The 13,526-nt window shown below is 67.7% G+C and carries 16 protein-coding genes; 5 read left to right on the top strand and 11 right to left on the bottom strand.

The window, feature by feature from the left end; translation table 11 throughout:
- The 3 genes from H8R02_RS29080 to H8R02_RS29070 form a co-directional block, all read left to right on the top strand.
- On the top strand, positions 1–777 hold a 777-nt coding region (locus H8R02_RS29080; RefSeq protein ID WP_187085381.1), incomplete at its 5' end, for an RHS repeat-associated core domain-containing protein.
- Positions 755–1,231, top strand: a complete 477-nt coding sequence (locus tag H8R02_RS29075; protein WP_187085379.1) for a cupin domain-containing protein — start codon at positions 755–757, stop codon at positions 1,229–1,231. The genes H8R02_RS29080 and H8R02_RS29075, both read left to right, overlap by 23 nt.
- 10 nt (positions 1,232–1,241) lie before the next feature.
- A complete protein-coding gene (locus tag H8R02_RS29070) occupies positions 1,242–1,901 on the top strand; it encodes a DUF4272 domain-containing protein (RefSeq protein WP_187085376.1) in 660 nt (219 codons plus the stop codon).
- 19 nt (positions 1,902–1,920) lie between these two features.
- Here the strand turns inward: H8R02_RS29070 and H8R02_RS29065 are convergent, their stop codons facing one another.
- A complete protein-coding gene (locus tag H8R02_RS29065; RefSeq protein ID WP_187085374.1) occupies positions 1,921–2,208 on the bottom strand; it encodes a hypothetical protein in 288 nt (95 codons plus the stop codon).
- Between the two features lie 117 nt (positions 2,209–2,325).
- On the opposite strand from H8R02_RS29065, the gene H8R02_RS29060 reads away from it, so the two are divergent.
- Complete coding sequence (locus H8R02_RS29060; protein WP_187085372.1) at positions 2,326–2,475, top strand: hypothetical protein; 150 nt, start codon at positions 2,326–2,328, stop codon at positions 2,473–2,475.
- A gap of 6 nt (positions 2,476–2,481) precedes the next feature.
- Here the strand turns inward: H8R02_RS29060 and H8R02_RS29055 are convergent, their stop codons facing one another.
- The 6 genes from H8R02_RS29055 to H8R02_RS29035 all read right to left on the bottom strand — a co-directional run bounded on the left by H8R02_RS29055 (position 2,482) and on the right by H8R02_RS29035 (position 7,370).
- Complete coding sequence (locus H8R02_RS29055; RefSeq protein WP_187085370.1) at positions 2,482–2,877, bottom strand: hypothetical protein; 396 nt, start codon at positions 2,875–2,877, stop codon at positions 2,482–2,484.
- A 240-nt stretch (positions 2,878–3,117) separates the two neighbouring features.
- On the bottom strand, positions 3,118–4,155 hold the full coding sequence (locus H8R02_RS29050) for a bifunctional nicotinamide-nucleotide adenylyltransferase/Nudix hydroxylase (RefSeq protein WP_187085368.1): 1,038 nt from the start codon (positions 4,153–4,155) through the stop codon (positions 3,118–3,120).
- Positions 4,152–4,595 carry a hypothetical protein gene (locus H8R02_RS29045; protein ID WP_187085366.1) on the bottom strand — a complete coding sequence of 148 codons (444 nt, stop codon included), beginning with the start codon at positions 4,593–4,595 and terminating at the stop codon, positions 4,152–4,154. Before H8R02_RS29045 ends, H8R02_RS29050 begins: the two co-directional genes overlap by 4 nt.
- A gap of 56 nt (positions 4,596–4,651) precedes the next feature.
- Entirely contained in the window at positions 4,652–4,786 is a 135-nt protein-coding gene (locus H8R02_RS30680; RefSeq protein ID WP_255429626.1) for a hypothetical protein, read from the bottom strand.
- A 43-nt stretch (positions 4,787–4,829) separates the two neighbouring features.
- Entirely contained in the window at positions 4,830–6,134 is a 1,305-nt protein-coding gene (locus tag H8R02_RS29040; protein WP_187085364.1) for a TPM domain-containing protein, read from the bottom strand.
- An 84-nt stretch (positions 6,135–6,218) separates the two neighbouring features.
- On the bottom strand, positions 6,219–7,370 hold the full coding sequence (locus tag H8R02_RS29035) for a DNA topoisomerase IB (protein ID WP_354004995.1): 1,152 nt from the start codon (positions 7,368–7,370) through the stop codon (positions 6,219–6,221).
- Positions 7,371–7,420: 50 nt separating this feature from the next.
- Here H8R02_RS29035 and H8R02_RS29030 point away from each other — a divergent pair, with 50 nt between their 5' ends.
- Positions 7,421–9,073 (top strand): tetratricopeptide repeat protein, encoded by a 1,653-nt coding sequence (locus H8R02_RS29030; protein ID WP_187085361.1) that lies wholly within the window; start codon positions 7,421–7,423, stop codon positions 9,071–9,073.
- A 7-nt stretch (positions 9,074–9,080) separates the two neighbouring features.
- Here the strand turns inward: H8R02_RS29030 and H8R02_RS29025 are convergent, their stop codons facing one another.
- The 4 genes from H8R02_RS29025 to H8R02_RS29010 are packed head-to-tail and all read right to left on the bottom strand — an operon-like array spanning position 9,081 to position 13,511.
- On the bottom strand, positions 9,081–9,851 hold the full coding sequence (locus tag H8R02_RS29025) for a fumarylacetoacetate hydrolase family protein (RefSeq protein WP_187085359.1): 771 nt from the start codon (positions 9,849–9,851) through the stop codon (positions 9,081–9,083).
- Between the two features lie 43 nt (positions 9,852–9,894).
- Positions 9,895–11,106: a citrate transporter gene (locus tag H8R02_RS29020; protein WP_187085357.1), complete on the bottom strand. Its 1,212-nt coding sequence runs from the start codon at positions 11,104–11,106 to the stop codon at positions 9,895–9,897.
- A 5-nt stretch (positions 11,107–11,111) separates the two neighbouring features.
- The gene (locus H8R02_RS29015) at positions 11,112–12,089 is read right to left on the bottom strand and encodes a Bug family tripartite tricarboxylate transporter substrate binding protein (protein WP_187085355.1); all 978 of its coding nucleotides are present in this window, start codon (positions 12,087–12,089) and stop codon (positions 11,112–11,114) included.
- A gap of 18 nt (positions 12,090–12,107) precedes the next feature.
- Positions 12,108–13,511 carry an amidase gene (locus H8R02_RS29010; RefSeq protein ID WP_187085353.1) on the bottom strand — a complete coding sequence of 468 codons (1,404 nt, stop codon included), beginning with the start codon at positions 13,509–13,511 and terminating at the stop codon, positions 12,108–12,110.
- Positions 13,512–13,526 lie beyond the last annotated feature (15 nt).

The raw sequence follows: 13,526 nt of genomic DNA, 5'->3' as shown, positions 1-13,526 counted from the left end.
CCGCGTCGTGCGTTCGTCGCAAGCGACGCCCGCCGCCGTGGACATCTCTGCACCGTTGGCAACCCGCACGGAATCCACTTAAAAATCGGGGAAAGCTGTTCAGACAAGCGGAGCCACTTCTGTTTTCCTGGCCAATATTGCGAGCAGGAATCGACGCTTTGCTACAACTACTACCGCAGCTACATGGCCAGTATGGGCAGGTATCCCCAGCCGGATCGCATCGGGCTGCAGGGTGGCCCCAACAGGTATCCCTACGCCGATGGGAATACCCTCGCGAATGTGGATCCCGACGGCCTGATTGCGTGGGGAGTAATTCTGGCGGCCGCCGACCTTGGGTGGCAGCTTTACCAGCATGACGGCAATCTTCGATGTGTAGACTGGGCGGGCGTCGGATTGAGCATGGTCGGCGGTGGCTTGCTAAATGCGTTGGGCAAGGGGGCCTTCCGCTTCAAGACGGTTGGGAGCCATACTTGGGACGCGACGAGGTCATGGATGAATCGGCGCGGTATTCAAATGCCACGACCAGGCGAGCAGCGCCATCACTGGCTCTTCGAGAGGAACCAAGGAATCGGGAAGAACGTTCCGGACGTTATGAAAAATCAGCCGTTCAACACGAACCCGATTTCCGCTGGCTTCAACAACTGGCTTGCGAGACATCCGGAACTTGCTTGGCTGGGAGGCCCCTCTTGGGCCCCGGAGTTGCTGCTCGGCGGCATGGTAACTGTCGGGAGTGCGACCACATCAGGAGCTCAAGATGAATGTTCTTGCCGCCGGTAAAGAGCAGACGCTGCTATTACTGCTGCCGGAGCGAAAGGAACTCTTCCCTCTGAGTTCCGTCGCTTTGACACGAGCCCAAGCCACTCGCAGCGAACTATCCCGGGGCTATCGTGACGCGATCATTTTGGCTCGCGATGGGAAAGTGAGGCGTGTGGAGCGCATCTCAGTGCTCGGGCCTTGGGGCGAATCGTTCGGGCGACGGCTCCTGAGCCGTTTGACATCCGCTTGGCGAATCGACGTCGATCTTTCGTCGCCAGTCAATATGACGCTCGAGGAGATCAAAGCTCTCGTCGTCCATTGCCTCGAGGAGGGCCACTCAGCAGAGAACCTCGGCATCGAGGATGAGCGCGCACTAGCTGCCTTGGTTCATGACATTAGTCTCGCACAGACCCCGGTTGAACTGCTCGCCGCATTGAAACTCCCCGCTCCTGAGAACGCTCTGGACGTCTTCTGAGTATCCGTAGATGGATATGGGAAAAGCGCCAAGCCGTAGTCGTCATCTACTGAATTCGATTCGCGAGGCCAGCTTGAAATCTCTTCGGGAGCTTGGCTACGTCCAGGCTCCGGCCTCACTGCCGGTTCTCGAGCGAGCAACGATTTGCAGGTCCGAAGAGGACATTGCCGCCCGCGCGCTTGTCCTGCACGCGTGTTGCGCTGTGAGCTACGGATTTCCAGTGAGCGCTGCCAGGCAATGGCTCCTGGAAAATGGCTTGTCAGGCAAATTGACGAAGGCGGAGCAGCGGCTCCTCAAGAGCGCGGATCCCGGAGCACAAGGTTTCCACACGCGCGCCGAAGCGATCTGGATGTTCTGCTGGATGTTGGGCAAGACAGCGCGATTCCAACCTCACTCCGAGGCGCCGGGCGACGCGGTCACGCTCCTTCCTGACCTTCGCAAGATGGAACCGGCACGCGATTGGATGAACCGCGTGGAACTGCGGCCCGCCGACCAGTGCGTCGTCATGCTTGACTTCTACTACTGCCTGAACTGGCTCTACGTTCACGCGCAGCTGACCGGTGAGCAAGTCGGCCCGTTGTTGCCTGACTATGTCGTCCTCGAACGGCGCAGGGCGCTGGAATGGTGCTTCGCGGACGAAGACTGGGATTGGATTTCTCTGGATACCTGATTACGAGTGCCCAAGAGGTTCACAACGGCTTGCTCCAAGGCCACTGCACCGTCGCCCCCTGCTTCAAATACGGGTCCAGGTGCCGGCTCTGCTCCGAGTAATACCGCTGCCGCGCGCTCGGCGTCAGGCTCCACATCCGGCACTCCTCGATCCGCTGCCCGCCGGCGGCTTCGCGCGAAACGGCAAGCTCGCACCTGGCCGAAGCTTCGGTCGATGGATCGGGGGTGGCGCACCCGGACGCAAGTGCAGCGGCAGCAAGGGTGACGGCAACCGCCGCGAGCCTCTGCGGGAAGGAACGATCAGACATGGCAGGCTCCTGGCTTCTTGCCTGATCGTGCGGCCGGCATACCGCGCACACGGTCGGCCCCAGTCGCGTTACGCTGTCGGTACTGTTCGCCTGCCGGCACGCGGCGAAAGGAAACCAATGCGTTACCTCTGCCTTCTCCTCCTCACGCTCGCCGCCGGCTGTGCCACGCTGCCGCCGCCTCAGCAGGCCGAGGTGTCGCCCTGCACCGTGAGCGAAGCGTCATTCGCCTGCCAGGTCGAGCGTTACCACAACGTCAACGTGCCATGAGGCGCATCACTTCTTCGCGTACTCGTAGCTGGCTTCGATCACGACCTCGCGCGTCACGCCGTCCTTTGTCTCCTGCTCGGCTCGGAAGGTGAAGGGCGTGGACGCAGGCACGTCGGCTTCGCAATTCAGCAGGGTGCTGAAGCCCGGCCCCATCGCGCCCTGCCGCGCAACCGAGTCCTTCGTGCACTCGCGTTCATTGGCGTAAACACGCAGCTCCAGCCAGCCGCCTTCCTTCAATTCGGCCTTCGAGCTCGCCTGCAGCTTGGCCTTCAGCCGCGCCGGCTGGGCGGCCAGCATCACGGATGCACCTTCGGTGCCCTTGGCCGTCTGCGCGGGCGGCAGCGGCGGCGGCGCGCAGCCGGCCAGCATCACGACGCCGCAGTACAAAGGGAAAAATCGCATGGCGGCGTTTATAGCAGCCGCCGAGCGGCGCCCCGCGCGCTGCCGCGCTGCAACACCACCACGTAACGAAACCACCGGACGTGAAACGATTGGCGTAGGCGTTCGTCTCGCCGCCGCGTAGGAAGAATACCCACAGCCGCGGTGGAAAAGATTGTGGAAAAGCGGTTGCTTGCGAGGGCGAAGGCCCGACTAACAAGGGGTTTGTCACCGTGCCTGCTTTTTAAGCAGCGGCGCCGCCGGTCAGGTGGAAGTCAGGTCGAAGAACGAGTCGAGGATATGGAAATGGTCGTCGTGGAACTCGTCTTCCAGGGCCGCCAGCTGGTCAATGGCCACCCACTTCGCTTCGCGCGCGTCGTCGCCGGCGTGCACTTCGGGCAGCCGGCGCTCGCCCAGGTCGAAGTAGTGCACGTGCGTGATGACACGCCCGCGCTGGCTGCGGTCCGGATGGTCGAAAACCCGCACATCTTTCAGCGCATGCTGCATGTCGCTGTGCAGCAATTCGAAGCCGGTCTCTTCCGCCAGCTCGCGCACGGCGGACTGGTAAACGGTCTCGCGCTGTTCGATGAAGCCGCCCGGCAGCGCGAGCAGGCCCTTGCCCGGCGCGTGGCCGCGGCGGATCAGCAGCACGTGGCCCGAAACGCGGATCACCGCATCCACCGTCACGAACACGGGCGGGTACGGAGTGTTCGCCCACTGCGCGTGTTCCTTCGCCAGTTCCAGCCATTCCTCGCGGATGCGCGCGTGGAAGGGCAGCGCGGCCCACGCGCGCAACACGTCCACCGTGCTCGGCGGCAGCTGGCTGCTCATCGCGGCGAGGGCGGCGTCGACGGTGCTTGCGGTGAAGTACGCGTCGCGCAGCGCCTTGCCGTGCACGGGGCCGAGGTAGCCCACGTCGACGAGCGCCCAGCCGGGGAAGTCCTGCAGGTAGTCGCTGGTCGCGTCCTTGCGGTGGCCGACGAGGGCGATGCGTGCGGCGGGGTTGCCGGCCATGTGCGCCACCGCGGCCTGGACCTCGCCGACCCAGCGCCGCGCGTCGTAGTAGTCGCGCATCGGCACGAAGTGGATGCGCTCGCGCTCGGCCTCGGGCAGCGCCAGCCGGATCATCTGCGCGCGCTCTTCCCAGGTGAACGGGTTGCGTGGCGTGCGCGCCTGCCACGCGGAGCCGATCACGACGACGACCTTCGGCGCGATGGTGAGCGCGCGCTCCAGCAGGTGCAGTTGCGCGTTGTGGAAGGGCTGGAAGCGGCCGATGCAGACCGCGACGTCGTGGCGTGTCACGCAAGCAGTCTAGCTGCGGTGGCTACCTGCGTGGCGTGTTCGGTGGTGAAAGCTTCGGGCTGCGTCACGGCCGAGGCGGCATAGGCGTAGACGGCCGCGTAAGCGGCGTAGTTGGCAGCGTCCATCACGTCGGGCTTCAAGGCCGCTGCCAGTGCGTGTGTCGCCGAGACGGCCGCGTGTGCCGCGCCGTCGATGTTCTTCGAGCCCGGGTGGGAACGGGCGAGCGCGGCCGCGCGGCCGGCGAGGGCTTGCAGGTCCTCGCGGTTTGCGTCGCCTTGCAGCCAGCCCTGGGCTTCGCCCAGGAGGGCGATCACCTGCTCGTCTTCCAGCAGGTGGCGCACGCGCTCGACCAGCGCGAGGCCGATGCGGGCCTGCTGCCGCCATTGCGACGGCGCCAGCACGCCTGCATCACGCAGCAACGTTTCGAGCGAGGCGTTCATTGCGCGAGCCACCAGTTATGGGTGGAATGGTAATGCTCGCGAACGGCAGCGCCCGGTCAGGAGCAGAGGTTCGAGCCTGTGCGCTTCACGCAGTCCTTGCCGGTGCCGGCACTGGTGCCGCTGGAGGCGGTTTCCTGGGTGGCGCAAGCGGAAAGGAAGAGGGCGAGGAAAGCAACTGCAAGGTACTTCATGCTGTCTCACTGCTTGTTTTTTGGAAGCCGCATTCTGCACGATTCAGTCCCGCCCTTCCGCGCCGCCCCCGCCGAAGCGGCCACCTAGGCCCAGCGACAAAGCCGCAAAGAACCCTTGTCGCGCCGCCCACAGGAGCACCGCGCCGATCGACCCGCCGCCGGCTGCCAGCTGCAGCACCTGCGTGTCGAAGTCCTCGCCGAGCGCGGCCTGCAGCATCAGCAGCGCCCCAAGCGGCAGCATGGCCAGCAGCACCAGCGCCACGATCCACAGCGACGCGCGCTTCGCCTCGTGCGCATCGCACCACAGCGCCAGTACGATCAGCGACGTGAGGCCGCCGGCGATGCCAAAGGCAATGCGCGTCGGGTCCGGGTGGATGGGCACGAGTGCGAGGTAGGCGATGGCGAGCAGGAACGCGAAGTGCATGTAGCTGCGCAGCACCAGCATCGCGTAGTACGCGGGCCGCCCGGGGAACAGGAACACGAAGAGCCCGAGCGACATCGCGCCCGCGAACAGGGTTGCGGTCCACGTCGCCTCGCGCTGCCCCGACAGCGCCACCCCGATGAAGACCGAGAGGATGCTGAACATGATCAGCACCGCGGCCAGGTTGCCCGCGTCGCGGAACCAGCGCAGCCACGCAGGATCGCTGGCGCGCCTGTTGTGGTTCAGCGACCATGCGATGGGCAGCACGAAAGCGATGCCGGCGGCGGTGGCCGTCGGCAGCTGCGACTCCCAGAACGTCCACGCCGCGCCACCGACCATGCCCGCGAACAGCGGCGCGCTCGCCAGCGCGCCCCAGCGGCCGAAGAACAGCGGAAAGAGCGCGAACGGCGAGAAGATGACGAGCGCGAAAGGCAGCCCCCATTCCGGGTGCTGGTCGAGGATGTTCTCCGTCGACCGCTTGGCCGTGTTCTGCGGCACCGGCAACGCGCCTTCCACGCGGCTGAGGAGGTCGCCCAGGCCTTCGGCGAGCTCACGGCGTTTCATGGCGGGCAGCAGTTCGGCGATCCATTGCGAAGCGACAGCATCGGGGATCGAACCTTCGAGGCCGTAGCCGACCTCCAGCCGCGCCGCGTTCTGCGAGGGCACGACGACGACCAGCAGGCCGTCATCTTTCTTCGCGCGCCCGACCTTCCAGGTTTCGGCGACACGCAGCGAGAAATCGGAGAGCGGCAGCCCGCGCGCGTCCTTCGCGACGAGGACCGCCACCTGCGCCCGGCCCGAGGACTGGATGCCCTGCAACCGCGCGAGCAGGTTTTGTCCGTCCGGTTCGCTGAGCGTGGCGGTTTCGTCGACGAGCAACGCGGTGAAGGGCGGGACATCGACGGCCGCAGCGGCGCCCGGCGCCATGAGCGGCGCCCAGAGGAACAGCGCAAGCAGGACACGCAGTGCGCCCGTGGTGTGGCTCCCTGCCGCGCGGTGCGGCAGGTGCGATCATGAACCGGTGCGCGCGTTCGCGCCAGCCCGTGCGGCCGCGAGGCTCGCCTTCAGCGAGCCTTCCAGCGTGCGGTTCAGGCGCGCTTCGAGCATCGCCAGCACCGCGGCCTCCTCCGGCTTGAGCTCGGCGAGGTGCTCGCGCAGTTCCTCGTCGGCGCGCTGCTTCACCTCCAGCGCCAGCTCGCCCTCGATGTAGGCCTGCAGCACCTCGGGGTGGACGTAGCACTTGCGGCAGATCGTGGGCGTGTTGCCCAGTTTCGAGGCGACGCGCTCGATCGCGGCCTTGATGTTCTTCTTCTGCGCGGCCTGCGTGTCCACCTTCTCCACCTCCTGCAACGCGAGCGCGGCGAGCACGGTGCCGGCCCAGGTGCGGAAGTCCTTCGCGGTGATGTCGGTGCCGGTGATCTCGCGCAGGTAGGCATTGACGTCCGACGAAGTCACGCGCTGCACTTCGCCGTCTTCATCGAAGTACTGGAACAGCTCCTGCCCCGGCAGTTCCTGGCAAGCCCGCACGATCCTGGCCACGCGCGGGTTGCGCACCTGCAGCTGCCACTTCTTGCCGCTCTTGCCCATGAACTGGAATTTGAGCTGCGTGCCTTCCACCTTCACGTGCCGGTTGCGCAGCGTGGTCAGGCCGTAGCTCTTGTTCTCCTTCGCGTAGTCCTCGTTGCCCACGCGGATGAGCGTCGTCTCCAGCAGGTGCACCACGGTGGCCAGCACCTTCTCGCGCGGCAGGCCGCGCAGGGCCATGTGCTTGCGCAGCGTCTCGCGGATCGCGGGCAGCGCACGGGCGAACGCCATCATGTGCTCGTACTTCGTGCTTTCGCGCACCTCGCGGAACTGCGGGTGGTAGCGGTACTGCTTGCGGCCGCGCGCGTCGCGCCCCGTGGCCTGGATGTGGCCGTTCGCCTTGGTGCAGATCCACACGTCGGTGTACGCGGGCGGCACGGCGAGCTTGCGCACGCGCTCCAGGGTTTTCTCGTCCGTCACCGGGTCGCCGTTCGGCTTGAAGTAGACGAACGCGTCGCCCTTCTTCTCGCGGCGGATGCCGGGCTGCTCGTCAGAGACGTAGATGAGCCCGGCCTGCTCCGCGGCCTCGCGCGGATCGACCGGCAACGAGACATCGTCGTCAAGCTCTTGTTTGGCCACGGTTGGGATGTTGCCGAAGCAGGGGCATGGACGTCGTAGGATGCCGCCCCATGACTGGGACATTCGAGCGCGCATTGGCATTGCACCGGGAGGGCCGGTTCGATGAAGCGCGCGCCTTGTACGAGGCCATCCTGCAGGAGCAGCCGCGCCACTTCGACGCGCTGAACCTGCTGGGCACGATCGCCCTGCAGCGTGGCGACTACACGGGCGCCATCGCCCTCATCACGCAGGCGCTGGAGGTCCAGCCGCGGCTACCGGGGGCATACAACAACCGCGGCGTTGCGCTCAAGGAGCTGGGCCGCCTGCACGAAGCCCTGCGGGACTACGACAAGGCGATCGAGCTCGACCCCGCGAATGCGCAGGCGCACGTGAACCGCGGTGTCGCGCTCAAACTGCTGGGCCATCCGCAAGCGGCGCTGGCCAGCTACGACCAGGCGCTGGCGCTCGCGCCCACCGACCCGGTCGCGCACAACAACCGTGGCGTGGTGCTGCATGGCCTCAAGCAGCTCGATGCGGCGCTGGCCGCGCTCGACGAGGCCGTGCGGCTGCAGCCGGCGTATGCCGATGCGTGGTGCACGCGCGGCGCCACGCTGCAGGAGATGGGGCGGCTGGAGGATGCGGTGGCGAGCTACTTGCACGCACTGCAACTTCGCCCGGCGTACGCGGAGGCGTGGAGCAACCTGGGCGCGGCGCAGCACGACATGGGCCGGTTCGACGAAGCGCTCGCGTCGCTGCAACGCGCCACGTCGATCGATGCGAACTACGCAGATGCGTGGTGGAACCAGTCGTTGATCCACTTGCTGCTGGGGCGCTTCGAGGTCGGTTGGCAGCTTTACGAGTGGCGGCGCAAGGCAACGTCCACCCGCGCGGAGTACCGCGACTTCGCGCAGCCCTTGTGGCTGGGCGCGCCGCCGCTGCGGGGCCGCACGATCCTGCTGCATGCGGAGCAGGGGCTCGGCGACACGATCCAGTTCTGCCGCTATGCGCCGCTGCTCGTGCAGCAGGGCGCGCGGGTCGTGCTCGAGGTGCCGGACGTGCTGGTGCCCGTCTTGCGCGGAATGAACGGGGTACAGGTGATCGCGCGTGGCAGTGCGCTGCCGGCCTTCGACTACCAGTGCCCGCTGATGTCGCTGCCGCTCGCGTTCGGCACGACGCTACGGACGATCCCCGCGGCCCAGCGCTACCTGCAACCCGATGCGGCCAAGGTGCAGCGGTGGTCGGCGAGGCTCGGTCCGCGCACGAAACCTCGCGTGGGGCTGGTGTGGAGCGGGCGGCCCACGCACCGCATGGACCGCGAGCGCAGCATTCCGCTGGCGCAACTGGCGGCGGTGCTGCCGCAAGGGTTCGAGTACATCTCGCTGCAGAAGGAATTGCGGGAGGAGGATGGGCGCGCGCTTGGCAACGTCCGCCACTTCGGCGACGACATCGCGGACTTCGCGGACACGGCGGCGCTGTGCGAGTTGTTGGATGTCGTGGTGTCGGTGGATACGGCGGTCGCGCACCTTGCGGGCGCGCTGGGGCGGCCGACGTGGGTGATGCTTGCGGCGGTGCCGGACTTCCGGTGGATGCTGGGGCGGGAGGACAGCCCGTGGTATCCCGGGGTGCGGTTGTTCAGGCAGGACGCCACACGCACGTGGGGGCCGGTGCTTGAGCAGGTGGCACTGCGCCTTGCAGCGATGGATGCCGGATCGAGCCCGGCATGACAGGCGATCAGAGCTGGACGCTTGCCGAACCGATGCCCTCGAAGCGCACCTGAACGAGGTCGCCCGGGCGTGCCAGCGGCATGCCACACCACGTGCCGGTCGTGACGACCGTGCCGGCTTCGACCACGGAGCCATCGCGCGTGGCATGGCGCAACCAGATCGGCAGCAGCCAGACCGGGTCGCCCAGGGAATGCGTGCCGGTGAACTCGAGGTGCTGCGCGCCGATCTTCACCTCGCAATGCTGCTTCGCCCAGTCTCGCGCCTCGAACGGCACCCACTCGCCCAGCACCAGCGCGCCATGGGACTGCAGGTCCGCGAGCTTGCAAAGAGCCGGAGCGTCACCCGCTTCGGTCCAGCGCGAATCGACGATCTCGATCGACACGGTCATCGCGTCGACGAGCGAACGGGCCGTGTCGGGCTGCAGCGCCTTCGCATCCTCGGCGCTCACGTCGCGGCCGAGGCGCAATGCCACCTCGGCTTCGATCTTGCGGAAGTTGAAGTGGAGGCCGCGCGCATCCGCGGGGCTTTGCAGGATGCCCGAGGGCGGCAGCATCGCATGCGTGAGCGTGGAATTGCGCGACGGCCCGCCGGACTTCCACCAGCGCGACAGGCCCTGGCCCAGGCCGTGCGCGACGAGGTCCTGCACGGCATAGGCGTCCTCGGCCCATTGCAGCAGCGATGCAACCGCGGCCGCGGGTGTGGTTCGCCTGGCGCGGCGCGCAGCGAGAAGGGCGTCGGCGACCTGGGTGCGCGCGGTTTCAGGGGTCGGCTCGGACATTGTTCTTCCTTGTTGCGATGACGAGCGTATCAGCATGGCGGCGTCAGCGCATGGCCGGCGCATCGGGCGCCCAGCCAAGCAACACGAGCAGCGCCATGAAGCCGAGTACATAGCCGACGGCGACATGCCAGCCGCCGCGCAGCCAGCTGCCCACGGAGCGGCCTTGCGGGTACATGTTGCACAGCGCCACGCCGGCCGAAGAGCCGAACCAGAGCATGGAGCCGCCGAAGCCCACCGCGTACGCGACGAAACCCCAGTCGTAGCCGCCTTGGCGCAATGCCAGCGCCGTGAGCGGGATGTTGTCGAAGACGGCGCTGACGAAACCCATCCCCAGCGCGCTTTGCCACGACGCCGCCGGCAGCGCCTTCACCGGCATCATGGCCGCGCAGAACACCAGCGCCAACAGGAAGATGCTGCCCTTCAACGCGCCCGGCAGCAAGGCCCACGTGGGGCGGCGCCAGCCGGCGGTGGCGAGCAAGGCCACCCACACGGCAATCCCGATCGCCGGCCAGCGCGACAGCGCTTGCGGGTGCGTGATGTTGAGGCCGACGTTGGTGGCGATGGCGGCCCCCAGCATCAGCGCGACGACGGCCAGCCGCGCGAAGTCGACCCGCACGCCGACGGGGTTGTCGCGCATGATCGGCTGCAGCGCGTGCTGCTGGCGCGCCGCGATGACGCCGAAGAACACGATGGCGACAGCGGCCCCGACATACGCCTCGAAGACCTGGCCGGGCCGCACGCCAGCGATCCACATCATCGTGGTCGTCGTGTCGCCCACCACGCTGCCCGCGCCGCCCGCGTTGCTGGCGGCGACGATGGCCGCAAGGTAGCCGATGTGCACCTTGCCGCGAAACAGCGCGTGCGCCATGGCCCCGCCGATCATCGCGGCCGCGATGTTGTCGAGGAAGCTGGACATCACGGCGATGATCAGCAGCAGGCTGAAGCCGCCTTTCCAGTCGTCGGGCAGCACGCGCGGCAGCAGCTCGGTGACGCGGCTGCGCTCGAAGTGGTCCGCCAGCAGCGCGAAACCGAGCAGCAGGCCGAGCAGGTTGGCCAGCGTCACCCATTCGTGGCCGAACAGCGCGGCGAGGCCGGCGAAGCCCGGCACGCCCGCGAAGTCGCCGAACAGCAGCTTGTACGTGGCGATGGCGGCCGCGCCCGTGAGCGCGACCGCCAGCGTGTGGTGGTGGAGCACCGCCACGCCGAGCAGGGTGAGCGCGAACAGCCAGAAGTCGATCGGGATGCCGGCGAGCATCGCGGTCAGGCGTCCACGCGCACGTTGGCTTCCTTCGCCACCTTCGCCCACTTGGCGATCTCGGTGCGCACCAGCTCGCCGAACTTTTCCGGAGTGCCGCCGCCGTCTTCCACGCCGAACGCGTCGAACTTCTCGCGCACTTCGGGCAGGGCCAGCACCTCGTTCACGGTCCTGTTCATGCGCGCCGCGATCGGCGAGGGCAGCTTGCCGGGGCCGGACAGGCCGTACCAGTTGAAGGTCTCGAAACCGGCAAAGCCCTGCTCCTGCATCGTGGGCACGTTGGGGTACGCCTTCACGCGCTTCGCACGCGTCTGCGCGATGGCGATCGCGCGGCCCGACTGCACGTGGGGCGTGGCGGCGGCCATGGTCTCGAAGCTGTACTGGATCTGCCCGCCGACGAGGTCCGTGAGCAACGGGCCGCTGCCGCGATAAGGCACATGCAGCGCGTCCACCTTCGAGCGCAGCTTGAACAGCTCCAGCGCGAAGTGCTGCGCGGTGCCCGGCCCCGCGGAGCCGAAGGTCACCTTGCCGGGTTGCGACTTGCACAGCGCCACGATGTCCTTCACCGTTTTCGCGCTTTGCGAGGCGCCGGCGATCAGCAGGTTGGGCGTGAGGCCGAGCAACGCCACCGGCACGAAGTCGCGTTCGGCGTGGTAGCGCAGCTTGGGGAACACGGCGGGCGCGAGCGCATGGCTGTTGATGGTGGTCAGCAGCAGCGTGGTGCCGTCGCTCGCCTGCTGCGCCACGTATTCGGCGGCCAGCGTGCCGGAGGCGCCGGCCTTGTTCTCCACGACCACGGGCTGCTTCCAGGCGTCCTGCAGCTTGAGTGCGACGACGCGCGCGAGCGCGTCCGCGCCGCCGCCGGGCGGGAACCCGACGACGATGCGGATCGGGCCGGAGGGCCAGGCCTGCGCGTGCAGGGCGGGGGTGGCGAGCGTGGCGGCGCTGCCGCCCGCCGCGAGCAGGAACTCACGTCGTTTCATGTCTTGTCTCCAGGGTGTTCAGAGGGCGGGCCAGCGGTGGGCCCAGGGGTTCTTGGATTCGTAGTCAACGCCCAGGTCCAGCAGCAGGTCGTCGGCGCCGTGCGGGCCGATGAGCTGCATGCCGATGGGCAGCCCTTCGCGCGAGGGCGCGCAGGGCAGTGCGAGGCCGGGCAGGCCGGCCGCATTCACCCAGCCCGTGTAGACGGCATGGCCGCGCGGGCCGACGGGCTGGTCGTCGATGTTGTCGGGGTAGGCGAGTTCGGCGGGCCAGGGCAGTGCGGCCGCCGATGGCAAGGCGACCACGTCGATGCCTTCGAACAGCGCGCGCGTCGAGCGGCGCAGCTCGCGCACGTGCTCGAGGATCTGCCACAGGCGCGATGCCGGGATCTTGCTGCCGAGGGCTGCCATGTCGCGGTACTTCTGCGAGGCTTGCGCGGCCCAGTCGGGGTGCTGCTCGAACAGCGCTGCCAATCCGGCTTGCCCGATCTGCGGCCAGGCTTCGGTGTAGAAGGCGAGGTCGACGGGCAGCGGGCCTGTTTCGACGCGATGTCCAAGATCTTCGAGGACCTTGACCGCTGCGCGCACGCTGGCGGCGATCTGCGGATCGAGCGGCGCATCGCCGAAGCGTTCGACATACAGCACCGTCATCCCGGGCTTGACCCGGGATCCATCGCGGCGCGGTGCCTTGGATGCCGGGTCGAGTCCGGCATGACCGCTGTTGCGCATCACGTTGAACAGCATCCGGGCATCGGTAACGGTGCGCGCAAACGGCCCGATCACCTCGAAGTCGAGCAACAGGCTCGGCAGAACGTGTTCGCGCGCCACCTCACCCAGCGTCGGCTTCAGCCCGACGAGCCCCGCATGCGACGCCGGCCGGCGAATCGAGCCACCACCATCCTGCCCGATCGCCAGCGGCGCGATGCCGCTCGCCACCGCCGCCACGGCGCCACCGCTCGAGCCTCCCGGCGTAAGCCGCGTGTCCCACGGGTTGCGCGTGACGCCGAAGATCGGGTTGGCGGTGTAGCCCTCCAGCGCGAACTCGGGCACGTTGGTCTTGCCGACGATCAGCGCCCCGGCCGCCCGCGCACGCTCGACGGCCGTTTCGTCGTGCGCCGACCGGTAATCGCGCAGCGCGGGTGTGCCCCAGGTCGTGGGCAGGTCGCGCGTGAACAGGCTGTCCTTCACGGTGATCGGGATGCCGTCCACTGCCGACAGCGGCGCGCCTTGCTCGAACCGCAGCGTCGCTGCCGCGGCTTCCGCCAGGAAGTCCGGGTCGCGCCGCGCCACCACCGCGTTGATGCGCGGATTCACGGCTTCGAGGCGGGCCAGGCAGTCCCGCGCCACGCGCAGCGGCGTGAGGCTGCCCTCGCGGTAGCGGCGGTGCAGGTCGGCGGCGGACAAGCGCCACAGGGCTTCGGTCATGGCAGCCTCATTCTC

This window comes from Ramlibacter albus, from assembly GCF_014297445.1.
Taxonomy (GTDB): domain Bacteria; phylum Pseudomonadota; class Gammaproteobacteria; order Burkholderiales; family Burkholderiaceae_C; genus Ramlibacter; species Ramlibacter albus.
This window is presented reverse-complemented; position numbering and strand designations above follow the sequence as displayed.